The sequence below is a fragment of the uncultured Acinetobacter sp. genome (assembly GCF_947626835.1).
Classification (GTDB): domain Bacteria; phylum Pseudomonadota; class Gammaproteobacteria; order Pseudomonadales; family Moraxellaceae; genus Acinetobacter.
In genome coordinates this window covers 69,943-92,149 of the sequence record NZ_CANQTS010000004.1, presented here as the reverse complement: position 1 = coordinate 92,149, position 22,207 = coordinate 69,943, and the positions used below count along the sequence as shown (strand labels likewise).

Here is a 22,207-nt window from a genome sequence, read left to right as displayed (position 1 = left end):
AAGCGAAAAAAACGAGCCATTGGCTCGTTTTTTTATGCAAAAAAATGCGGGCAATGCCCGCATTTTTCATTAATCATCAACTGCAATTAAATGATCGAGTTTCTTTTGGAAATAATCGCCTTGAATAAAACGGGCATCAAGATTCCAAGAATTGGCAAACAACGTCATATCATCTAAACCATGCAAAATAATATCTACGGGTTTAATTTCACTAAACTCAGTCAAACGTGCTTGTAATTCAAGGGTTTGCTGCTCATCATGTAAAGCTAAAGTTAAATCATCATGTAAAGTCACTGCACGAAAATCAATTTGCGTTAAAATCGATTCGCTATACATCGAGTAGCCAAAATCACGGGCGCTAATTGCTGCGCCATGCTCAATCAACACTTGGGTATGTTTTTGTGCTTCGGCAAAATGTTCACTTAAATCTCGCTCGGAGAACTGCAACCAAATTGGCTGTTTTTCTTTGCTACCGACAATGCTAAGTAATTTTGTAATCAGCTCGGCAAGGGTTTGATCTTCAAGCAAGACATGTTTGTTTAAATTCACAATCAGCTTGGCTTTTGGATACTGGGTAATAAAGTTATGCAGTTGTTTACATGCTTCGACCAAAATCCAGCGATCAAGTTGAATCGAAAGTGCTGGGTCTTCATTTAAATCAGTTAAGTTTTCAAGCGCTATCCATGTATTGTTATAAATAAAGCCACTGGTGACTTCATAGACATGTAATTCACTATCATGTTTATCATAGATCTGTTGATATTTAAGATGCACTTGTCCAGTGCTTAAATTGTGGCGCAAGGTATCGAGCAAACTTAACTGCTCTTCAACCACAACTTCATCTAAATTTAGTTCTAAAGCATCTTCGCGTGAATTGCTTGGCAAAGGTTGGGCAAAAGCATCATGCATGATCTGCTTTAAATGCGCCTCATCTTCAAACTCGCGTTCCATAACGCGATAACCAATACTTAAATGCAGTGGATAGCTTTGCTGTCCGACCACTAAAAGTTGCGGTTTTAATAAACTGGTCAAACCAATCAGTTTTGATTCAAGCTTTTCTTTGCTCTCGGCTTGCAACACACTGATATATACTGGTGCATCCATTTCAAAAATTGGTGCATGCGTTTGTTCGCTTAAAAAGGTTTTCATACTCATGATATAGTCATGAGGGGTATGCCATTTGTATTGCAGAACTTCAATCGGAAAAGAGGTTAGTGAAAATAACACTAAGGCATTAAAGCTTGCCGGTTGCTGTTGCACATGACGATTGATCTGTTGATAGGTGCTCACTTTGGTCACAGCTGCTGTTTCAAGAGGTTTAGCGGTAACAGGTGAAAGCGTTAAAATGTGGCCACCTTGATCAATGCTCAGTTGCAGCGCATCTTCATGCTCAACCGCGCTTAAAAACTCAAGGTTTAAGGCAGCATCTTGCCCAATGGATGGGTGATTGCTGTGGATGCTAAAGCGGCCAAGTTCAAGCTGACCTTGGCTGATTTTTTTAAAACGTGCTTTAAACTCGCTGGCATTTTGCGGTTGCAAGACATCCATAAGCGGCAAACCAATCAGGTCATCTTCATCTTGAAAACCAAACAAGGTTAGATATTCAGAATTGGCATGCAGGTGGATACCTTCTTGAATAATCGCCACTGCACTTTTTTTCTCCTCAACCAAGGCTTGAGCGTGGCTTTGCACAATTTCCAGTTCGCTAAGTAAATGGCTTTGGTTTTGTTGCAAACGGCTAAAAGACAGGGCACGTACTAAACTTAAGTAAAAATGATCAGGCGTATGTAAATTCACCACATCATAGACGCCTTTATGTAAATAACGGCTATATTGTGTTTCGTTGTAGTCTTCAGGACGTAATAACAACACAGGCAAATAAGGTTGCTTTGACGCATGAATTAAGCTTAATGCCTGTTCAAGAAGTAAATCATAAGCACGACCAAAAATCACCAAATCCCAAGGGAGATGTAATTGCTTTTCAAAGCTATTGAGGTCGTCAAGCAACAGACCTTCAACTTGATGTTCATTGAGATTGAGTAAGTCAAAAATTTGATTAAAACCAATTTGGTTATCATCAATAATCAGAAGCCTAGTTTTGGTCTGCTTTAACTTTTTTGACAAGAGTGGATTTCTCATTTCAATGCTTCCCATAAATGATGATGTTTGATCTCGTGCTGCTGTTGATGAATAAAGTTTTCCATGATGGTGCTTTGACTCTCATCAAGCAGTTCATATTCAAACTGCATAAAACTTTGTGTAATCAACAATGTTTTCACGAGATAAACCTTAATCTCGGTATTCCCCAAGCGTAAAAAGACAGTTTGCTTTTCTCTAAAAATTGGTAGGCCCGGTAAGATCAGGCTATTTTTAACCAAATCTAACTCAATATTTTGCGTCAATAGCGCAACGTGATAATTATTAATGTTGTTTTCACTACGAATATGCAGTGCACATGGGTACATGTGTTGAGCAAGAATTTCAATCCCAAGTTCTAAGCTCTTGTCAGTGGTTTGTTTAATCCAACGAATCGTGGCACAGCGCCATAAACTTTGTGTATTTTCTTGGACTAAGATGAGTTCGCCAGTTTTTAGGTTTTTAGGGGTTTCACCACTCCAACGAATCCGATAACCATTTAAGCTAATATTGACCACATCGGCTGAATAAATCTGACGTGCCTCACGATCAACAAGTTTAGGTTCTTCAGAATTTGCTTTGCTCACATTCCCCATAATATGGGCATTGTTATGCAATTTATATGGTGTGTCTAATTCTAGGGTGTCATAAAAGGCTTTGCCGCGAGACAAATAATAGTGTGCCACGGCCAAACTAAAACAAATCCGTAAAGGGGCTGAATAATCATAGCGTTCTGATCGACGCCCAGTTTGATTGCTGAGTAAATTATGAATATGAAAATGCAGCGCAGGCGTGAGCAACATTTTTTCATTACTCGATAAATATTCGCTTTGTTTGCGCTGTAAATCACTAAAGTGTTCAAGCAGTTTTTGTGTGGCAATAAAGATATTGGGGCTTAACGCTTTGGCATGGTTATTGTTATATACCGGTGGATGGTCTTTACGGGTGTCTACTGCATAACGCGATAAGGTAGTTTCTTTGGGTAAGACTTGAATTAAACGCGCCCAATCCATACTGCATAAATATAAGCCTTGAATTTCAGCAGGCCGAATTTGATGGGTATTAAAGACCTCAAGCAACATTAAGCGTGCATAGGCTTGTGCGATGGTACTAAGTTTATGCTCAGTGCCTTGAATATGGTTAATGTTACTGTGTTCGAAATCATTTTTCATTGCCCAAATCAGCAATTGATGTGCGATTAACCATTGTCCGGGTAAAGGCGCGCTATAGAGCATATGTTGTTGATAAAATAACGCAGTAATCTGTTGCAAGGCATAATAGGTAGCCATAGTGCGCACAGTATTTAAATTGCGCTTTTTACGAAAGGCAAATACAGAAAATGACTGTTGCAATTGTTGGTGTGTACGTTTAGTAATATCAATATAAATTTTACTAAAGTGACAACGAATGAGCGTGGCCAGCTCAATGATATGGTCATTACGATCGCTTGAGATCAAGCCTTGATTGAGAAAATGCTTTTCTAGACTGCCCAATACATTCTCAAGGGTGGGATGCAAGGTTTGAATTAAGTCAAAACGCAGTGTTTCTGAACACTGTAATTCAGAAATTTCCAATACTGCATTAAACAGCGTTTTGGAAGAATCACCCAATTGTAAAATGGACAGTGTACCTACCCAATCTTGTACACTTTGAATATTAGGTTGGCAAAAGCTTAATTTGTCTAACTTAAGTTGCGTTGGAGTCTGAAATAAATCCGAAGTTTGCGTCGTCATGATCTTAACTCAAAAATTCGTTGTGCCAAAAAGCGGGGTTTTATTGTTTTCACCTGCAATTTCTCGAACTAGTTTTGGAACCAAATATCCCGGTAGGTTCGCTAAAACATCCTTATAAATCTGCTCAATATCGCTTGAGTCTAGGTCAAAATGTTGTGCACCTTTGACTTTATCGAGTACATGTAAATAGTACGGCATCACTCCGGCATCAAATAAACGATAGCTTAAATCAATGAGCGTTTGTGCTGAATCATTGACACCTTTGAGCAATACTGCTTGATTTAAAACGACTATTTTTTGCTCAACAAGTTGGTTTAATTTACCGCAGGTAAAATCGTCTAATTCGGCAGCATGATTGGAGTGTATCACTACAATTATGCGTAGCCTACTGTTTTTTAAGATGGAAATAAGCTGTTCATCGACACGGTTGGGGATTACGATCGGAACCCGTGAATGAATTCGCAGAAATTTAAGTTGTTTGATGCTCGATAAACGTTCAATCCATTCAGCTAGCTTACGATTGGATAAAGTTAAAGGGTCACCGCCGCTTAAAATCACTTCATTAATGTCTGGTTGGCTTTCAATATACTGTTTAATATTTAGCCAATCTTGCTGTTTGGGTAAATTGTCTTGATAGGGAAAATGCCGACGAAAACAATAACGACAATGCACCGCGCAAGCACCGGTTAAGGTCAATAAAAAACGACTTTTATATTTATGTAACACCCCAGGTTGTTGATTGGCGTGTTCTTCACCCAAAGGATCAGTTACAAATTCTGGGTGTTCTTCAAGTTCTAAGTGATGTGGTAGGACTTGGAGCAACAAAGGATCATCAGGATTACCCAGTTGCATTTTAGCCACAAAAGCACGCGGCACACGCAGTTTAAAACTTGCTGTGGCTAGATTGGCGCCTCGTAATAAGCTCTCAGGAAGTTGCAAGGTATTGAGCAATTCTACTGGATCGGTAATTAAATCACTCAATTGTGATTGCCAGTTTTGCTCTTGATATAAATAGTTTATCATGCGGGATGCTTTAAATAATGCTCAGAGAGATGAAAGGGCGACACTGGTTTTTGCTTAAAATTTCAGCAAAAAACGCGCTTAAGATAAACCTGAGTGACTAAAAAAGGCCACCCCTTTTTTGTCTGTCGCTAAAGTATGCGATAATTCTACCGATAAGTGAGGGACGGATAAACCTAGGTTTGCTCCGATCCGCGCGTAACATAAGCAGTCATACTGCAAAAAGCGAGAATTTTTCTGTTGGTTGAAATTAATCCGCAGTAAAATGCCGATCTTGTGCGATGTAAATGCTGATTAGGCATTTATAGATTTTATTAGTTAGTTTGGAGTGTGCCAGTCATGGCCTATTATTCTACGAATGATTTCAAGTCAGGCCTTAAGGTTATGCTTGATGGTAACCCATGTTCAATCATGGAAAATGAATACGTAAAACCAGGTAAAGGCCAAGCTTTTAACCGCGTAAAATTACGTAACCTGAAATCAGGTAAAGTGTTAGAAAAAACCTTTAAATCAGGTGAGTCTTTAGAAGCGGCTGACATCCAAGAAGTAGAAATGGAATATTTGTACAACGACGGTGAAATGTGGAACTTCATGGATCCTGTATCGTTTGAACAAATTGCAGCTGATAAAGTGGCTATGGGCGACGCGGCTAAATGGTTAAAAGACGATTCTAACGAAAAATGTACCATCATGTTGTTCAATGGTGTGCCATTAAACGTAGTTCCGCCAAACTTTGTAGTTTTACAAATCGTTGAAACTGATCCAGGTGTACGTGGTGATACGTCTGGCGGTGGTGGTAAGCCTGCAAAACTTGAAACAGGTGCTGTGGTACGTGTTCCATTGTTTGTTCAGCAAGAAGACAAAGTTCGTGTAGACACGCGTACAGGTGACTACCTAGAACGTGCATAATGGTTTAAAAATAGACTATTATCAAAAGGGGTGATGCAAATCATCCCTTTTTTTATGCCAAAGTAGGAGATTAACATCATAACAACAGGGGTAAAGTCACCTAAACAGCAGAACCTCGAACAAAAATAATCAAGCTGATTGACATGCAAAACAAATGAGGGATGAAATGGAAAATGTAAAGCAGAAGATGAGTCTATCTTCAAAAATGATGTGGCTGCTTGTCGCCGTGGTCGGGGCAGTCTCATTTGCAATCTTGGCCTTAAGCCGAGGTGAACAAGTTAATGCGGTGTGGTTGGTATTGGCCGCAGCCTGTGTTTATAGTATTGCCTACCGTTTTTATAGTTTATTTATTGCCAACAAAGTCTTTGAATTAGATGCACGGCGTTTAACCCCAGCACATCGTTTAGCCGATGGTTTGGACTATGTACCCACCAATAAAGGGGTATTGTTTGGTCATCACTTTGCAGCGATTGCCGGTGCCGGTCCTTTGGTCGGTCCGATTTTGGCCGCGCAAATGGGTTATTTACCCGGCACTATTTGGTTGCTGGTGGGTGTGGTATTGGCCGGCGCTGTACAAGACTTTCTAGTGCTGTTTATCTCTACGCGCCGTGATGGTCGCTCCTTAGGTGAAATGGCCAAGCAAGAACTAGGCACTTTTGCCGGTGTCACGGTCATGCTGGGTGCGCTTGGGGTAATGATCATTATTTTGGCAGTACTGGCACTGGTGGTGGTAAAAGCGCTGACCAATAGTCCTTGGGGGGTGTTTAGTATTGCAGCCACCATTCCAATTGCCATCTTTATGGGCATTTATATGCGTTTTATCCGTCCGGGTAAAATTGCAGAAGTTTCCATTATTGGTTTTGTGTTGATGATGCTGGGCATTATCTATGGTGAAAATATTGCGCAGCACCCTTATTGGGGACCTTTATTTACTTTATCAGGTACAGAGCTGACATGGGCGCTGATCATTTATGGCTTTGTGGCCTCGGTATTGCCGGTTTGGTTGCTGCTTGCACCCCGTGATTATTTATCAACTTTCTTAAAAATTGGTGTGATTGCAGGTTTAGCATTAGGCATTGTCTTTGCCATGCCTGAGATGAAATTGCCTGCGATTACCCAATTTGTGGATGGAACAGGTCCTGTATTTGCAGGTTCTATGTTCCCATTCTTATTTATTACCATTGCCTGTGGTGCGATTTCAGGTTTCCATGCTTTAGTGTCGTCGGGGACTACGCCAAAATTGGTCAACAATGAACGTGATATCCGAATGATCGGTTATGGCGGCATGTTGATGGAATCTTTTGTGGCGATCATGGCGCTGATTTGTGCCGCGGTACTTGACCCTGGGATTTACTTTGCCATTAACTCACCAGCAGCCTTATTGGGCACGACAGCTGAATCTGCAGCTGAAGCAGTGCGTAACTTAGGATTTGTGGTTACACCTGAAGCACTGACCTTATTAGCTCAAGAAGTGGGTGAAAGCTCAATTTTATCGCGTACTGGTGGTGCACCTACTTTTGCCATTGGTATGGCACATATCATTACCGAAATCTTTAATAGCCGTGAAATGATGGCGTTTTGGTACCACTTTGCCATTTTGTTTGAAGCATTATTTATTTTAACAGCAGTCGATGCCGGTACCCGTGCGTGTCGTTTTATGGTGCAAGATACGGTGGGTATTGTCATTCCTGCGGTGAAAAATTCATCCAGCTTCTTTGGTAATTTATTGGGCACTGCCGTTGCCGTGTCTGGTTGGGGCTTCTTTGTCTATCAAGGTGTGGTTGACCCGCTTGGCGGCATTAACAGCTTATGGCCACTGTTTGGTATTGGTAACCAAATTTTAGCGGCTATGGCACTGATGCTAGGTACCGTGATTTTATTTAAAATGAAAAAACAAAAATATGTATGGGTCACGATTGTCCCGACCATTTTCTTGTTTATTACCTCGATGACCGCAGGTTGGCAAAAGATTTTCCATGAAAATCCAAAAATTGGTTTCTTGGCCCAAGCTGAGCGTTTTAATACAGCAATTGCTAACAATGAACTATTAGCCCCAGCAAAAAGTGTCGCCGAGATGCAAACTGTGGCATTGTCCAATCAAATTAATGCAGGTCTATGTGCCTTCTTTATGATTGTGGCGTTTGTGATGTTATTTGCAGCCATTAAAGTGGTGCGCCGTGCTTTGGCAAATCCTGAGCCAAGTGTGAATGAATCCGAAGCGATTTATCGTGATCCTGAGGAAATCAAGCCTCAAGCCCATCATTAAGGAGCAGTCCATGAAACTTAAATTTGCCCAAAGTGGTAAAACGGTCATTTATAAGATCATTAAAATGACCATCATGTCGCAAAAAGAGCTGATTTTTAATCCTAAAAATTGGTCACGTATTGCAACACTTTGGCAGCGCTTACAGCAAAGTTTTCGCTTAATGGTGGGTGTGCCAGATTATGACAATTATGTAAAACATATGCAGCAGCACCATCCGGATTTAACGCCTATGGATGCCAAAACCTTTTACCGTTACTGTGTCGATGCACGTTATCCATCGGCAGGTGGCGGGATGAAAAAGTGTCCGTGTTAAGTTGTGCATGTAAATAAAAAAGCGCCTTTTGGGGCGCTTTTTAAATCTTGTTTTACCCCAATCAAAAAGCCGTGTATGTTAAAGCCACACTATTTTTGATTGGGGATAAAAATCAGTGATTTGGGGCACACAAACACACACGACTGTACAGCACAACAAAATTGCGCAATTTTTACAGCAACTCAATCAAATTATCTTAGATAAACCACAACAAACCAAATTAGCTTTAACCTGTTTGTTGGCAGGTGGTCATGTCTTGTTTGAAGATTTACCCGGTTTAGGCAAAACCACATTGGCCAGTAGCTTGGCGCATTTAACTGGGCTTGATTTTCAGCGCATTCAATTTACCAATGACATGTTGGCCAGTGACGTGATTGGGATTAATCTGTTTAATCAGCATAGCCAACAATTTGAGTTTAAAAAAGGTCCAGTGTTTAGCCAAATTTTATTGGCCGATGAAATTAACCGCTGTAGTCCGAAAACCCAAAGTGCTCTACTTGAGGCCATGGAGGAGGGCTATGTGAGTGTAGATGGAGTGCGCTATGCTTTACCGCAGCCATTTTGGGTCATTGCCACGCAAAATCCGTTGTTTCAAAGCGGCACTTATGCCTTGCCTGAATCGCAACTCGATCGCTTTTTAATGCGTCTATCTTTAGGGTATCCCTCGCGCCAAGCCGAACAATTGTTATTACAACAACGTTCACGCCAAAGCCTATTGTCTGACTTAAACGCAGTTTTTAGTGTTGATGAAATTATGGATTTTAAGGCCAAGGTAGAGCAGGTGCATTTAAATCAGACGGTCATTGATTACTTACTTGATCTGGCTCAAGAAACCCGAAAAAATCGGCATGGTTTATCCACCCGTGGGCTCTTGGCCTTAAAAAAAGCTGCACAAGCGTATGCCTTCATTGAAGGGCGTGATTTTGTCAGTAGTGATGATGTGCAAGCGGTATTTGTGCCAGTGGCGGCGCATCGTTTGGGTTTAAGCGATGAACACACCCATGCCCTTATGCAACAGGTTTTGGTGGTTTAAAATGCGGCAGCGTTGGCAAAGTTGGCTGGAACAACGTTTTTTGTGGCAAGGTCAAAAATGCTTGCAGCACAAAGATATCTTGGTGTTTTTGCATCGCTCAGGCTATCTGTATGTGTTACTGATTTTGATTACCTTTATTGCCGGCGTTAATTACGCCAATAACCTGATTTTAGGCTTTTGTTTTTTGCTCAGTGCAGTACTTGCGATCAGTTTTTATTTAGCTTATTTACAACTCAAAGATCTTAATGTTCAAATTGATTGTGCTCAAGTGTCACAAGTGGGGCATTCTATACAATTGACAGTGAGTTTAAGTCGATTAAAGCCATGCTCGCGTTATGTACTGATTGAATGTAATGCCCAACGTCATTACATCTATGTACAAGATGCACGGCAACAATTGTCCATCAATTTTGACGCGCAAACGCGTGGTGCATTTTATTATCCTCGCCTTCGGATCAGTTCAGGTTATCCTTTGGGCTTAGTACGCGCGTGGAGTGATTTTTATTTTAAAGACCATTTGGTGACTTGGGTTGCACCATCGCCTGCGCCATTTGAACAGGAACAACGCCACGCCATTCAACACGCCGGCTTTGATGAATTTTATGAGCTTAAAACTTATCAAATTGGTGACCGATTAAGCCAAGTGGCTTGGAAGCAACTCGCACGTGGACAAGGCATGCAGATTAAAAATTTTGCCCCACATGCTCAGCAGCAACATGTTGAGATTGACTATATGCACATGCCTGCCGTTGGTCATGAGCAAAAATTGAGTCTGATGATGGGCTTGGTTGAACAATGTGAACAACAACAGCTCGCTTATACGCTGCAACTGCCGCATAACCAATTGAGCTTAGGGCAGGGGACGTCACAATTACAGCGTGCCAAACGTATATTGGCGGAGGCTTAAGCGATGCCAAAGACCATTCGTGATGCAATTTTGCTGAGCTTAACGCTGTTACTGATTGCACAAGCCATGTTTATGCCCATGCTATTGGTGGCATTATTGATTGTGGTATTGCTGGTATTTGCTGTAAGCAGCCAAAAACAGCATCGCTTACCCAAAGCTGTCAATTTTGCTGTGATCTTGTTGGCTCTAGGCATTGTTTATATACAATACGGAACATTTTTGGGCATAGAAGCTGGCGTTGCCATTTTAATCAGCTTTTTATTTGCTAAGGTCATAGAAAGTCATCAACCACGGGATTGGTTGGTGGTGTTTAATTTTGCTTTATTTGTTAGCGCCAGCAGTTTTTTATATAGCTCAAGTGTTTGGATGACGCTGTTGATGCTGTTAAGTTTAACCAGTTGCTTGGTCGGTTTTTATCGTTTACATCAGCTTAAATTTAAAATTGCAGCAGATTTCCCTCAAGATGCGCGGCAGGTTGCCAAAGTCTTGGGGTATGCACTGCCATTTTTTATGCTGTTATTTTTATTTTTCCCACGTTTGCCACCGCTTTGGCATATGCCACTGCAAGGTGGCGATGCCACTACCGGCATGAGTGACAGCATGGCACCGGGCGATATTGCCAATTTATCCCAATCGAGTGAACTGGCATTTCGTATTGTGACCAATATTGCTGCTTTACCTCCACAGTCGCAGCTGTATTGGCGCGCCATGGTTTTGGATGAATATGATGGGTATACTTGGACTGCAAGTCAGCGCAATCAACAACCGCTATTTCGATATACCGAGCAACCTATAGCACGCTTAAACTATCAATACCTTGCCGCAGAAAAACAGCCCAAATGGATTATGGGCTTAGAAACCTCAGTACCGAGCCAACCGGGTTACTATGTGCAACACGATGGCGCAATTCGTAAAGGCTTACAACGCCATACCGCTCCTATTGATTTGATTTGGTTAGGCAAACAAAACATACACCCAATTTCTGTTCAGGTTTTAAAAGCCAACCAAAATTATTTAAGCAGCAAAGATTTACAAGCACAGCGTTTGGCGCAAGAGTTATTTAAGCAAAGTGGTGTTCGGCCTGAGGTCTATATTGCTCAAGTATTAAATTGGTATAAATCGCAAGGCTTTGGCTATAACTTAAACCCCGGACGTCTGCAAAACGATCATATCGATGACTTTTTATTTCGCCAACGCCAAGGGTTTTGTGAGCATTATGCTTCAAGCTTTGTCATGCTGATGCGTTATGTCGGCATTCCGGCACGTGTGGTAGTCGGCTATCAAGGTGGGCAAGCGGCACCTGATGGCAAAACATGGGAAGTGCGCCAACTTGATGCACATGCATGGAGTGAAGTTTGGCTTAAGGGGCAATGGCAGCGTATTGACCCTACAGCTGTAATTGCACCTGAGCGCATTGAATCCGGTATTCAAACCAGTCTGTTACAACAATCTGAATTTAAACAGCAGCAGTGGGCATGGCGTAACCGTATGCAGGTATGGAGCGACTTTGTGGCTTATCAGTGGCAAAGTAAAGTGGTGGGTTATGACCAAAATCGTCAAGTCAATTGGCTATCTCAATTTGGCTTGTCTACGCCATTACGCTTGGCTTTATTTATGATCAGTGCTATTGCACTGCTGATGATATTGGTGCTGGCTTATCGTTATGTTCAGATCTATCGGCAGCAATCACCTTATGAGCGTAACTTACATTATTTTAACTGTCAGTTGGCTTTGCCTTTGCAAAAGCAACATGCCGAAAGCCATGCCGCATGGCTGCTTCGTTTAAGTCAACAACTCGATGCTGAGAGTGCGCAATTTTTAGTAAATTTAGCAGCCTACGACCAACAGTGGCGTTATGGGCAACACAGTCCACAAAAATTAGCGCCTGATGTAAAGAAAATGCTTAAAAAGTGCGCGCTTGAATTAAATCAAACTCTAAAACCCTTGTTTTAACTCAATGCTTTGCATTAATATGCTTAGCATTCTAGGTGTATAGCTCAGTTGGTTAGAGCGCTACGTTGACATCGTAGAGGTCAGCAGTTCGAGTCTGCTTATACCTACCAAGATTCCAAACGTTATGTTATAAGGGTTTTAAGCGAAAACAATAGCTTAAAACCCTTTTTTATTGTCTTGAGTAATGTACGCCGTTATCTGCACTATCTTTATAATCGCTACTTTTTGCCGATATTGCAGTTAAATTTACGTCAAGATTACGTCAAGACTTTTGGAATTTACGTCATGAAATTACCGAAGCCTCGTAAGCGTGGTGAAGCTTTTTATATTGAGATCATGATCAATGGCAAGCGCTCATCTGCAACTCGTGATACTGCAAAAGAATGCGAGCAATGGGCAGCGCAAAAAATGCTTGAGGCAAAAGCAAATCAACTTGCTGAGGATTCGGGTGTAAAGCATCACTATCCATTCAAAACACTTTTTCATAAATACTATGATGAGCAGGGCCGAAAGCTTCGCGGATCCAAATACGTCAAAGAACAATTAGCGCCGTTTGATGAAAAATTTGGTGCACTGGCAGATATGTCTATTCATGAAATTTCACCAAAACATTTAACCACCTGGCGCAATAAAAGATTAAAAGAGGTTGGTGCAAATACGGTCCTTCGTGAGATTGCGCTTTATTCTTCTGTATTCAGTTATGCGGTTAAAGAACTATTTCTATTAGATAACAATCCATGGATGGGTATTAAGAAACCGGCTAAACCGAAAGCACGTAATCGACGTATTCGTGATGAGGAGATTCAGCTCATTTTAGAGGGATTGAATTATCGTGAAGGGCAAACCCCAACATTACCAGAGCACTATGTTGCATGGGCCTTTCTATTCGCATTAGAAACGGCAATGCGCCGTGGTGAAATCCTAGGCATTGCAATGTCAGAGATTTACGATAGGCATGTGCATTTGCCTAAAACCAAAAATGGCGATGCTCGAAATGTGCCCCTGACGAAAAAGGCTTTATCTCTTTTGGATCTGATTGATCATGATGGTCCTAAACTGATTCCACAAAATGAAAATGCCTTCAGATTGATGTGGGAACGCCGTAAAGCGAAAGTAGGGTTATCAGATATCCATTTCCACGACACGCGCCATGAAGCTATTACTCGATTCGTGAATAATCAGAAATTGCAGGTAGAAGTATTGGCGAAGGTGACAGGGCATAAAAATATTAAGGTACTGGTGAATACTTATTACAACCCGGATGTTGAAGATATTGCGGATATGATGGATGCATAAAAAAATCCCTATTCAGTGGTTGGTTGAATAGGGTTGCTGTGGAGGTGATCAGATCGGGTTTGCTATGTGATTACTTGGAATTATTCTCAATGTATTTAATATCTTTTAGATCAATTATTTTAAAATCATTTTTTTCAATTCCATTGCTAATCAAAATTGCTTTATCAGAATATTGATCTAATAGATACCAAGTCTTAGGGCTATTCACTTCTTCCAAAATAGCAGTTGGTAATTTATTTATACCTCCTACATTTTCTATCGCGCTCCCTCCCATATGCCAAGGTATAAACAACAAGATCAATATACCTATAGATTTACCAACAAGTTTTCGATACAAAACTAAATAGAAAGCTAAAAAACTAAAGAATATGTAGCCATAAAAAACTAATGGGTAATCAATAGAAAAATAGAAAAAAATGGCTAGAAAAATCATAATTACACCTTGTACGGTAAATTCCAAAGACCTTTCTTCAATTTTTTGGTCAAATACTTTTGCCATATATAAAGCTGCAACAGTATAAAATCCATATACTTCTAAATTTGCCTTAATAAAATCAGAAGGGTTAAAAAGCTGCAATATCCATAAAGCTTCCACCCCTTTTGATTGATAAAACCCAACTTTGTAGCACACCCCAATAATTACACTAAAGGTTGTGACTAGAGCTATAAACTCAGCTTGTTGAGACAGTGTTAGATTCTCGGTTTTTGGTGTTATATTCATATGCGCCAGACGCTTTATATTAATGATCTTCTAACTATCATATTCGCAAAATCCTGTAATAGCGAAGCTAATGTATTGATTGTAAATATGATTAGCGACTAATAAGATTTTCTCACCTAAGCTTATTTAAAAAATTACTATTCTTCAGCCCGATATAACGAATAAAGCCCCTTAATTGGGGCTTGAGTTAATTTTTACGTTGGCGACCACGTTTAGCCACAGGCCTAGCAGTCAAAATCAAATTCGCCTGCTCTGGATCGTAAAGGCATTTTCCACGAGTACCTTTGTTGATCTCTGCACAGCGATCACGGACCGCATCAACACTAATCCCATACTGCTGAGCCAATTCAGAAGCGGATACCAGTTTTGGGCTTACATCCTTGATCGATACAATCTTTGCACCGCCCACCTCAGAGCCTACAAATAGCTGAGGTGCTTCACCTTGTACGGTGATTTGAAAAACTCCTATCATGACACCTCCAATCTTTTGCATGCTTCAACATCTGCGATGGCTTGTTTTAAGGCAGCCTTAAGTTCTGGCGCTGTGTAATTTGATTCAGCGTGTTCTTTTGCTCTAGCTAAACCGTAGTAATCACTCACCAACTCATGACTTTCAACCAATTGCTTCAACTGCTCGGTATGAAATGAAAGATCACCTTCAGGGCTGACAAACCCAAAGCCCATACCTACAAGTTCTTTCGATGCTTGAAGCCCATTTTTTTGAAAGTATTTCACTGCATCACTCATGACACCTCCCGCAAACTTTTCAAAACCTCAAATGGCAGCTTCACATTCACATTTGGCTCATCATTTCGCATCCAAAAATCAACAGCGATATAATAAAGCGCAGATACCTGCTCTGCAGTAAGCGTTTTGACTGTACCTGTTTGACTGATTACATGTGGAGCCAAGTCTTCGGCAAAATCTTTTGCGATTTCGAGTATTTCAGCCATATCAGCTCCCTTGTTCCTGAATTACATAACTGCGAATCTGAGCTAAAACAGAGTCAAGTTGCTTTATATCTAAGTTTTGGAACATTTGAGATAAAGCATGGCCAGCAACACTACCCATGAAGTGCAATGCTTCAATTTCACTCTGATCAGCAATTTCATTTGCTGCTTGATTAAAATAAGTATTGCTAAACGCTTTTGCTAGATCCGACCCACTTTCAGCAATCAAGCCACCCGGTTCGATATGGCTTATTTTTAGAAGTTTAATTTTTCTCATTGGCTAGATCCTTACGTTTCGATACCCTAGTTATATTATTCCGAACACATCGCATCGCAGCACTCCAACCCCTATCAAACGGATCGTTATCAATGAAGTTATTTTCTAAATGTGAATCCACGTGCTCAATGATTGATTTAACTAATATTTCATAGTGCAAATTTGAAGATGCTTGGGCTTTGGCTGCTTTTGAATCAATCGTGCCAATTTCGATAAAATCAGATGCGTATAGTGGCTTTACTGTTTCATTCCAGAACTTCTTATCTGCGAGTTCAAAAGTCTGAACACCACGACCTAAACGTTTTTCAACATCAGCATGAAAGTCTGAAAACTCACCGCACAAAATACCGGTAAATCCTGAAATAATGACTGCTTGATCCTTTGTTAATTTTTCAATATCCATCACGCCACCTCATCATCAAAAATTGGGTGAAGAAAGGTAATTTGACATGGTTTTACTCCGCCACCTTCAGGATGTGGGTCATGCCATAATTGACCATTTTTATAAATCACAGAATGCATATAGCCACGCGGTGAAATACCATTAACCAGATGCTTAATTCCTGCACTCGTGGAAATATCACGCACCCAACTTTCGGAATCTTCACTTGGCTCGTGAAAGCCTAAAGAAATTGCCTTAAATCCTTTGCTTGCAAGGAATCTATCAAGATTCGCTTGATACTTTGCGCCTTCAATCGTGCACGTCGGCTTTGACTTGTCACAACCTTCCCAAAAATCAGGAATATCATTAATATCCAAACCAAGTAAGGTTGCGAGTGTTGCACCTTCACAGTTCCCACCAATCCCTGTTTTTGTCTGCATAACTTTTTTCATCACGCTGCCACCTTCAATATTTTTGGTGCCTGGGCACGCAAAGACTCAATTAACGATTTACCCACTTTCAAATACTGCTTAAGAAAAATCGCATAGCGTTTCTGTGCTGCAGTATTCATTTTCCCGGTGCCATCAATTTCAAGCGTTTCTTTATTTGCCATGCTGTAACGAACAACTGCCGCATGTTTAATAAATTTAGCCTGGTAACCGCCGTTTAAAATCCAAGTTTCAAATGGTCCGGCAAGTTGGAAGTGAATATGCTTGGTGCCTTCTGGCTCAGCTGTCAGGTATTTAATTTGTAGATCCATTACCAACCACCGGTTTAATTAACTTCTTTGTGAAGCTTGTGTTGAATAATTTTTTTACGAAAAGTGCCACGGTTAAGACCTAGAATCTCGGCTGCTTTGGTTTGATTACCATGGCAGCGAATGAGCACTTCTTTAAGCAATGGTTTTTCAAATTGAGCCAAGGCTTTGTGGTACGCCGTGCCATGGTTGGTGTCGAAAAACTCAGCAGGGAACAGGGTTGTCATTATTGATTTACTCCTTTGTATTCAGCCTGGCGCGCCAAAGACTGTTCTTCTTGAAATTGAATTTCTTTTTCAGAACTGCGCAAATACATATAAGACAACGCCAAGACCGTGATTGCGATTAATAGAAACGCACTAATATTTGCGAAAACATTCGCAGGCTTGCCGTGCATTTCTTCATACGTTGGTTCGCGGTGAAGGATCGCAGTCGTTTGACTTTTGTTATTACCAAACTGTGGTGTTTGACTGTGTGAAGGGTTTAGATTCATAATTGCCTCGTAAGCTTGCAAGTGTTTACATGAAGCCCTGATCCCGTCGAAAGCATCAGGGCTTTTTAATGTCTAAAATTAAGCTGCAAATGTTCCGATACGAACTGGATTTTCAGGAAGTAAGTCGATTACTTTTTCTTTAAATTCCTGAACAATCTCATTGCACAGCAATTCTTCTTTGACGATCTGAATTGAGAACACAGGCTTGTCATCATTTGTATTAATGATCAGGCGCAAAACGATAAGACGTTCATCTAAGCCCAAATAAGCAGAATCATGAATTTTGAAATAAGCAGGGGTGAATTCTTCTTTTGAACGCGCTTCAACCTTATCAAAACGAGAACGGCTTTCTGATAAATTGCCAACTGAGTTATCGACTGTGACCGAAGAATCGATTTTCATGTTACGAATTGCCGCTAATGCTTGAGCACCAGAAATTACATTGCCATCAGCATCGGTAATTTCTAATACGCTTACCCAATCTTCAATAAATACAGCAAAATCACGTTGCGACAATTTACGATCTTTAAGTGAATTTAATTTCGACCAGACAACAGTAGGTTCAAGTTTTAGATTAGCCAGGTGGTCGCAATGGCCTTGAGCATGGAATTCTTCAGAGTAATTTAATACCGCCGTAGCACTTACATTTTTATGATCAACAAATACAGGGGCATCTCCAGACTGAGCATCCAATACATAAGTTTTGAAGTCTTCAAGAGAAGGTGTATTTAGAACACCGCGTGCACGATTACGACCATCTTGGTATTTTTCCAAATCCAAAACTTTATAGTTGTCATTGATGGCAACTAGATCGCCACGGCCTAAGTTTTCAACTGGTTTTGCTAGTTCAACAATTGTATTTGCTTCTGTGTTTTCCATTTGGAATGTTCCTATTGGTAGTTAAAAATTAAAGGGCGAAAGGGGTGCTTAAGATCTTTCGAATTCTTTAAACAATTGACTGGTGTGATTGGCAAAAATGGTGACGCTACCATCGTTGTTTAAATACATAGGCGTTTCAGATGTGGTGTCTTCTGAGCGCTTACCTTTTGCAGTTGGTTCAACATAGGCAAGGGTGTGTGAAATGTTGACCTGGTTCGATTCACCAATACGTGCGATATCGATAGTTACTTTCACTTGGCCTTTTTTGCCGTTAGCCACTACGCCTTGAGCAACTTCTGAAATTGCGATACCAAGTTGTTGTGCGAAATTACCGCCTGATAGGTCGGCAACGAATTGGGGTGCATCGGTTTGTTTGTTTGACATGATCTCTTCCCGTATCTGGTTATGATGTGTACGGGAATAATTATGCATATATGCATATATGCATTATTTAATGCAATACTAAATTATGCAAAAGTGCATTATTTTTTTTAAATATGATTTAATAGACAAAAGAAAACCCACCGCTGGGGTGGGTTGGTTGGAGTTTGTTATGTCAAAAGAGCAAAAATATAATCTTATGTTGGCTTTAATAGCTCAAGGGGTTTTAAAAGCTGAAGATATTAAGTCTGCTATTACTCAGTTGGAGATGTTTCTTAATCCTGTAGAGCCTAAAGAGTGTCCAATATGTTGTTCTTCGGATAATCAAAGTGTACAGGTTCGTCTTGAAGGTATATTACACGGTAAGACTTTTCTTGAGCGTTTAGCCAACTTTGTGTATTTGCTAGAAGATGAGAAGCATGCTCAAGCTCAAAAAGAAAAACACTAGTTGATAGTATTTCGTAGCCTTTGCTTGATTTAACCTGCGCAACCTCATTGAATCGATTTAAGTTAAATTGGTGGTCTTTTAAAATTAGTAAAGCCTTCATTTTATCTCCACCCGATCTGTTGTAAGGACTGTGTCGGGTTCACAATTAATTTAAAATTTTTGCTTTTTGTGTAGCTAATTCTTCATCGGTCAAAATACCTGCCTCTTTTAGTTTTAATAGGCGTTCCAAATGTTGAATTTTATCTTCCATACTTAGCTCAACATTTTCTGATGATTTTTGAGTATTTGTAGTCTCTGGTTTTTTATTAAAGTTTTCTATTTTAGCTCGAGCAATTTCACCAAATATTCTAGTCAAATTTTTATCTGTATCTTTAATTACAGCTTTATTACCAGAAGCAAAGATAGTAATTTTTCCTAATAATAATCCTGTCTCATACTGAACAGATGTTATTTTATCTAAAGGAAAGTCCTCTACTTTTAAACCAAATAACAATCCTTTATCTACAAATATTAATCGTTTATTCGTAACAAATAAGGCACCTAAACCATTGTTGTATGTCCCAGTAATCATACCCTCGACAATTTCGTCATCCCATAGGATAGATGGTAGTTCTTTGATTTCTTTTCTACCGAAGAGATTTTCCATACCACTAACATGTGATAATTGTTGTTTGATTTCTTCTAAATTTGGCATGCTTTGTCCTTTTAAAAATTATGGCTCTACGGAATATGATGCAGAATCGTTATATTTTCTACATGCTTATTAAAAAATGGGTTAGCTTCCGTTTTCAATCCTTTTTACTTAACTCAGCAAGTTCTTCCATACTTAAAACAGGTATGTATACAAGGTCTTTAAACTCCTCATATAACTCAACAACCTCATCTGAATTTAGAGTAATTCCTTGCTTACTCTCAGAGGCTTGTTTTAATTTTTCAATAATTTGATTGATAGGTAATTTTGAGTTATCCATTTTGTTTCCTTGCTGCTTAAATTATTCGGCACGCCAAATTTGGTGCTTTCTTTGATTATCTAAATTTTTCTATATAACCCAACAACCTTACCAACTAGGCGGCAATCCTCAGTGAGCTGCATTATTTTTTCTTGCCATAGTGGATTTAATGGCTGTAGATATTTCTCATTACCTTCAATAATTAATTTTTTAAAAGTTGTTTCGTGATCACCAGCGCAAGACACAATAACAAGATCATTAGTTTTTAAGTCGAATGTCTGAATATCTGGGTTCACATAGATACGATCTTCGGGGTCAAATTTTGGCGACATAGAAAGACCCTTAACCACCAATGCGTAACCATTCTTTCCACAATCTGCATTGGGTGGGAGCCATTCAGTAAATTCTGTATCGTGGGGGACACTCTCAACACCAGTCCAACTACCTGCTTGAACCCAAGAGATAACAGGAATAGGTCGACCTTCAATAGCTATTTTTTTAGATAAGTCAACATTGTTGTCTAATTTTAATGAGTTGCCTGTCTCCCTAAAATCAACCTCAAATAAATCACTTACAGAAACTCCGGCCCATTCAGCGAATGGCTCAAGAGTTGATCTTCTTGGATCTTTTGTCGCCCCGCTCTGAATGCGAAAAATTGTGGACTGCTTAATCCTTGGGTTCTTATGCTCAAGATCATTTGGGTTTGTTTTGTACTTATCTAGAAAATATTCAATGTTGGTTCTTAAGTAACTCATAGCAATCACAACCATTATTTTATAAACATTTTATGCGATAAAGCATAAATAAAAAGTAATAACTCACTTATGCATTGACAGCTATGCAAATATGCATAAAATAGCAATAATAAGGTGAGAGGTATTAACAATGACCCTAAAAGAGAAAATTCTATTTCTGCGCTCAAATGGGTATACACAGCAAAAAATCAGCGAAGAGACAAGTATTACTCAAAGCTCAGTTTCCCGGATTCTCAAAGAAACCCAACAAAGCGTGCAGTATGAAAAAGGCAAGGCGCTAGATTTGTTAATTGAGAAAATTTCAAAATCAGCATCAATCATATAGGTGAATTTATGAGTCTCGAAAAGAAATCTACACATGTCCGTTTGTCTCCAGAGAACCATGAACGAGCAAAAGTTCTCTCAAATATTAAAGGCAAAGACCTTGCTCAATATCTTGCGTATTTACTTGAGAAAGAAATCGCAGGTGAGTGGCATGTACTTAATTTACAAGCAAAATCATTTGAGCGCTTGGGAGTATCAGCTTTGTTGCGGGATTTGAGTACCGAAGTACTTTTGACAGAGGGATCGGAAGGGATTCACAGGGATTTAGGCAAAGAAAAAGCCTGATCTCGGGGATCAGGCTTTTTAATTCAAAATCATCGGGTAGAAGAAAATGAACATGGCATTAAGTTTATCAAATTTTCAAGGTTTATCAAAGCCTTTGGGGAAAGATTCAGAGGTTTTTATGGGTGGGTATACAAAAAAACCAAACTTTATTATTGATTCGGGTTTGATGTCTGAACTCAGTGGTAATGCATACAAGGTTTTGGACTTCCTTATTCGTATGGCTTATGGATTCGGTAGCAATTCATGCCAGGTGGGTAGCAGTCTTGCTCGTACGAAAACAGGGATTAGCAAAGAAGAAACTTTTTCTCGCGCCGTGCGTGAATTAGAGCAACTTAAATTGATCCATGTGTCTCGTAAAACTGGTGCAACAAATGTTTATACATTGACCCTTAACCACCACCGCCAAACGGTAGTACCACCTACAAACGGCAGTACCCCCGATGAGGGAGGGTATACCACCACCGATCATGGGGATAAAACTACCCCCGATCATGGGGGGACTGTTAAAGATATATTTAAAGAAAACTTTAAAGAAAGTATTTATGTGCAAAACGCACATGACCAAGCAAAACAGGATCAAGTTCTTGTTGAGCAAAAATTAGAAGCTGAACGTCTTGAAAAACAAAAAGCGGAACAGGAAGCGAAAGCCAACTTGGAAGCCAAGGCAAAAGCAAAAGCGGAATCAGAAAATCAACTTTTGAAAAACTTCGAATTGTTCTGGTCTGCATATCCAAACAAGAAATCAAAAAAAACAGCATTTGAAAAATTCAAACGCATTGATTTCAAAAAGACCTCATTTGAATCGATCATGATTTCACTTGAAAAACAAAAGCAGTCTGATGATTGGACCAAGAACGACGGTCAATACGTACCAATGCCAACGACTTGGATTTTCAACGAACGTTGGGCTGATGAGATTCAAACACCTGCTCAACAGCAACACACTGACGTAAACGCCTACTGGACTGACAAACTACAAGCGCAAGAACCAGCAACTAATTTTGTGCCAACACTGGTACTTGGTGAGGAGTTCAACTGA

The 22,207-nt window shown here is 40.0% G+C and carries 28 protein-coding genes and 1 tRNA gene; 11 read left to right on the top strand and 18 right to left on the bottom strand.

From position 1 onward, the window contains the following. Positions 1-69: 69 nt before the first annotated feature. From Q0Z55_RS03900 to epmB, 3 genes are read right to left on the bottom strand one after another with little or no spacing between them, the layout of a single operon-like run. Complete coding sequence (locus tag Q0Z55_RS03900; protein WP_297424404.1) at positions 70-2,154, bottom strand: EAL domain-containing protein; 2,085 nt, start codon at positions 2,152-2,154, stop codon at positions 70-72. Next, complete coding sequence (locus Q0Z55_RS03895; RefSeq protein ID WP_297424402.1) at positions 2,136-3,869, bottom strand: GTPase; 1,734 nt, start codon at positions 3,867-3,869, stop codon at positions 2,136-2,138. Before Q0Z55_RS03895 ends, Q0Z55_RS03900 begins: the two co-directional genes overlap by 19 nt. 9 nt (positions 3,870-3,878) lie before the next feature. Next, a complete protein-coding gene (gene epmB / locus Q0Z55_RS03890) occupies positions 3,879-4,892 on the bottom strand; it encodes an EF-P beta-lysylation protein EpmB (RefSeq protein WP_297424398.1) in 1,014 nt (337 codons plus the stop codon). Positions 4,893-5,228: 336 nt separating this feature from the next. Between epmB and efp the strand changes: the two genes are divergently transcribed. The 8 genes from efp (at position 5,229) to Q0Z55_RS03850 (ending at position 13,566) form a co-directional block, all read left to right on the top strand. Continuing rightward, a complete protein-coding gene (gene efp, locus Q0Z55_RS03885; RefSeq protein ID WP_297424396.1) occupies positions 5,229-5,798 on the top strand; it encodes an elongation factor P in 570 nt (189 codons plus the stop codon). 166 nt (positions 5,799-5,964) lie between these two features. Next, positions 5,965-8,064, top strand: a complete 2,100-nt coding sequence (locus tag Q0Z55_RS03880) for a carbon starvation CstA family protein (RefSeq protein WP_297424393.1) — start codon at positions 5,965-5,967, stop codon at positions 8,062-8,064. Positions 8,065-8,074: 10 nt separating this feature from the next. Beyond that, the gene (locus Q0Z55_RS03875) at positions 8,075-8,377 is read left to right on the top strand and encodes a CstA-like transporter-associated (seleno)protein (RefSeq protein WP_297424390.1); all 303 of its coding nucleotides are present in this window, start codon (positions 8,075-8,077) and stop codon (positions 8,375-8,377) included. 115 nt (positions 8,378-8,492) lie between these two features. Then, positions 8,493-9,410 carry a MoxR family ATPase gene (locus tag Q0Z55_RS03870; protein ID WP_297424388.1) on the top strand — a complete coding sequence of 306 codons (918 nt, stop codon included), beginning with the start codon at positions 8,493-8,495 and terminating at the stop codon, positions 9,408-9,410. Between the two features lies 1 nt (position 9,411). Next, a complete protein-coding gene (locus Q0Z55_RS03865) occupies positions 9,412-10,317 on the top strand; it encodes a DUF58 domain-containing protein (RefSeq protein WP_297424386.1) in 906 nt (301 codons plus the stop codon). Between the two features lie 3 nt (positions 10,318-10,320). Next, complete coding sequence (locus Q0Z55_RS03860) at positions 10,321-12,270, top strand: DUF3488 and transglutaminase-like domain-containing protein (protein ID WP_297424384.1); 1,950 nt, start codon at positions 10,321-10,323, stop codon at positions 12,268-12,270. Between the two features lie 33 nt (positions 12,271-12,303). Then, a tRNA-Val gene (locus tag Q0Z55_RS03855) sits at positions 12,304-12,380 on the top strand. Positions 12,381-12,555: 175 nt separating this feature from the next. Beyond that, positions 12,556-13,566, top strand: a complete 1,011-nt coding sequence (locus Q0Z55_RS03850) for a site-specific integrase (RefSeq protein WP_297424382.1) — start codon at positions 12,556-12,558, stop codon at positions 13,564-13,566. Positions 13,567-13,636: 70 nt separating this feature from the next. Here the strand turns inward: Q0Z55_RS03850 and Q0Z55_RS03845 are convergent, their stop codons facing one another. The 12 genes from Q0Z55_RS03845 to Q0Z55_RS03790 all read right to left on the bottom strand — a co-directional run bounded on the left by Q0Z55_RS03845 (position 13,637) and on the right by Q0Z55_RS03790 (position 18,409). Further along, positions 13,637-14,287: a hypothetical protein gene (locus Q0Z55_RS03845; protein WP_297424380.1), complete on the bottom strand. Its 651-nt coding sequence runs from the start codon at positions 14,285-14,287 to the stop codon at positions 13,637-13,639. Between the two features lie 187 nt (positions 14,288-14,474). Beyond that, positions 14,475-14,759, bottom strand: a complete 285-nt coding sequence (locus Q0Z55_RS03840) for a hypothetical protein (RefSeq protein ID WP_297424378.1) — start codon at positions 14,757-14,759, stop codon at positions 14,475-14,477. Then, positions 14,756-15,034: a hypothetical protein gene (locus tag Q0Z55_RS03835; RefSeq protein WP_297424376.1), complete on the bottom strand. Its 279-nt coding sequence runs from the start codon at positions 15,032-15,034 to the stop codon at positions 14,756-14,758. The genes Q0Z55_RS03840 and Q0Z55_RS03835 overlap by 4 nt, the downstream gene beginning before the upstream one ends. Beyond that, the gene (locus Q0Z55_RS03830; RefSeq protein ID WP_297424374.1) at positions 15,031-15,240 is read right to left on the bottom strand and encodes a hypothetical protein; all 210 of its coding nucleotides are present in this window, start codon (positions 15,238-15,240) and stop codon (positions 15,031-15,033) included. Before Q0Z55_RS03830 ends, Q0Z55_RS03835 begins: the two co-directional genes overlap by 4 nt. Position 15,241: 1 nt before the next feature. Next, positions 15,242-15,514 (bottom strand): hypothetical protein, encoded by a 273-nt coding sequence (locus Q0Z55_RS03825; protein ID WP_297424372.1) that lies wholly within the window; start codon positions 15,512-15,514, stop codon positions 15,242-15,244. After that, positions 15,501-15,917 carry a hypothetical protein gene (locus Q0Z55_RS03820; protein WP_297424370.1) on the bottom strand — a complete coding sequence of 139 codons (417 nt, stop codon included), beginning with the start codon at positions 15,915-15,917 and terminating at the stop codon, positions 15,501-15,503. Before Q0Z55_RS03820 ends, Q0Z55_RS03825 begins: the two co-directional genes overlap by 14 nt. Continuing rightward, on the bottom strand, positions 15,917-16,348 hold the full coding sequence (locus Q0Z55_RS03815) for a hypothetical protein (protein WP_297424368.1): 432 nt from the start codon (positions 16,346-16,348) through the stop codon (positions 15,917-15,919). Before Q0Z55_RS03815 ends, Q0Z55_RS03820 begins: the two co-directional genes overlap by 1 nt. Further along, on the bottom strand, positions 16,348-16,656 hold the full coding sequence (locus tag Q0Z55_RS03810; protein WP_297424367.1) for a hypothetical protein: 309 nt from the start codon (positions 16,654-16,656) through the stop codon (positions 16,348-16,350). Before Q0Z55_RS03810 ends, Q0Z55_RS03815 begins: the two co-directional genes overlap by 1 nt. 14 nt (positions 16,657-16,670) lie before the next feature. Next, a complete protein-coding gene (locus Q0Z55_RS03805) occupies positions 16,671-16,880 on the bottom strand; it encodes a helix-turn-helix domain-containing protein (RefSeq protein WP_297424365.1) in 210 nt (69 codons plus the stop codon). Then, on the bottom strand, positions 16,880-17,146 hold the full coding sequence (locus Q0Z55_RS03800) for a hypothetical protein (protein WP_297424362.1): 267 nt from the start codon (positions 17,144-17,146) through the stop codon (positions 16,880-16,882). The genes Q0Z55_RS03805 and Q0Z55_RS03800 overlap by 1 nt, the downstream gene beginning before the upstream one ends. A 78-nt stretch (positions 17,147-17,224) precedes the next feature. Then, complete coding sequence (locus tag Q0Z55_RS03795; protein ID WP_297424358.1) at positions 17,225-18,025, bottom strand: DUF2303 family protein; 801 nt, start codon at positions 18,023-18,025, stop codon at positions 17,225-17,227. Between the two features lie 48 nt (positions 18,026-18,073). After that, positions 18,074-18,409, bottom strand: a complete 336-nt coding sequence (locus tag Q0Z55_RS03790) for a hypothetical protein (RefSeq protein WP_067725153.1) — start codon at positions 18,407-18,409, stop codon at positions 18,074-18,076. A 169-nt stretch (positions 18,410-18,578) separates the two neighbouring features. Here Q0Z55_RS03790 and Q0Z55_RS03785 point away from each other — a divergent pair, with 169 nt between their 5' ends. Further along, positions 18,579-18,854 (top strand): hypothetical protein, encoded by a 276-nt coding sequence (locus Q0Z55_RS03785; protein ID WP_297424348.1) that lies wholly within the window; start codon positions 18,579-18,581, stop codon positions 18,852-18,854. Between the two features lie 145 nt (positions 18,855-18,999). On the opposite strand, the gene Q0Z55_RS03780 is transcribed toward Q0Z55_RS03785, so the two are convergent. From Q0Z55_RS03780 to Q0Z55_RS03770, 3 genes are all read right to left on the bottom strand, one after another. Further along, entirely contained in the window at positions 19,000-19,548 is a 549-nt protein-coding gene (locus Q0Z55_RS03780) for a PH domain-containing protein (RefSeq protein ID WP_297424345.1), read from the bottom strand. A gap of 94 nt (positions 19,549-19,642) precedes the next feature. Continuing rightward, positions 19,643-19,825 carry a hypothetical protein gene (locus tag Q0Z55_RS03775; RefSeq protein ID WP_279734069.1) on the bottom strand — a complete coding sequence of 61 codons (183 nt, stop codon included), beginning with the start codon at positions 19,823-19,825 and terminating at the stop codon, positions 19,643-19,645. 59 nt (positions 19,826-19,884) lie between these two features. Continuing rightward, positions 19,885-20,559, bottom strand: a complete 675-nt coding sequence (locus tag Q0Z55_RS03770; RefSeq protein WP_297424340.1) for a LexA family transcriptional regulator — start codon at positions 20,557-20,559, stop codon at positions 19,885-19,887. Positions 20,560-20,892: 333 nt separating this feature from the next. Here Q0Z55_RS03770 and Q0Z55_RS03765 point away from each other — a divergent pair, with 333 nt between their 5' ends. Together Q0Z55_RS03765 and Q0Z55_RS03760 are read left to right on the top strand one after the other, a co-directional pair. Continuing rightward, complete coding sequence (locus tag Q0Z55_RS03765) at positions 20,893-21,168, top strand: hypothetical protein (RefSeq protein ID WP_297424337.1); 276 nt, start codon at positions 20,893-20,895, stop codon at positions 21,166-21,168. Positions 21,169-21,220: 52 nt separating this feature from the next. After that, the gene (locus Q0Z55_RS03760) at positions 21,221-22,207 is read left to right on the top strand and encodes a replication protein (protein ID WP_297424335.1); all 987 of its coding nucleotides are present in this window, start codon (positions 21,221-21,223) and stop codon (positions 22,205-22,207) included.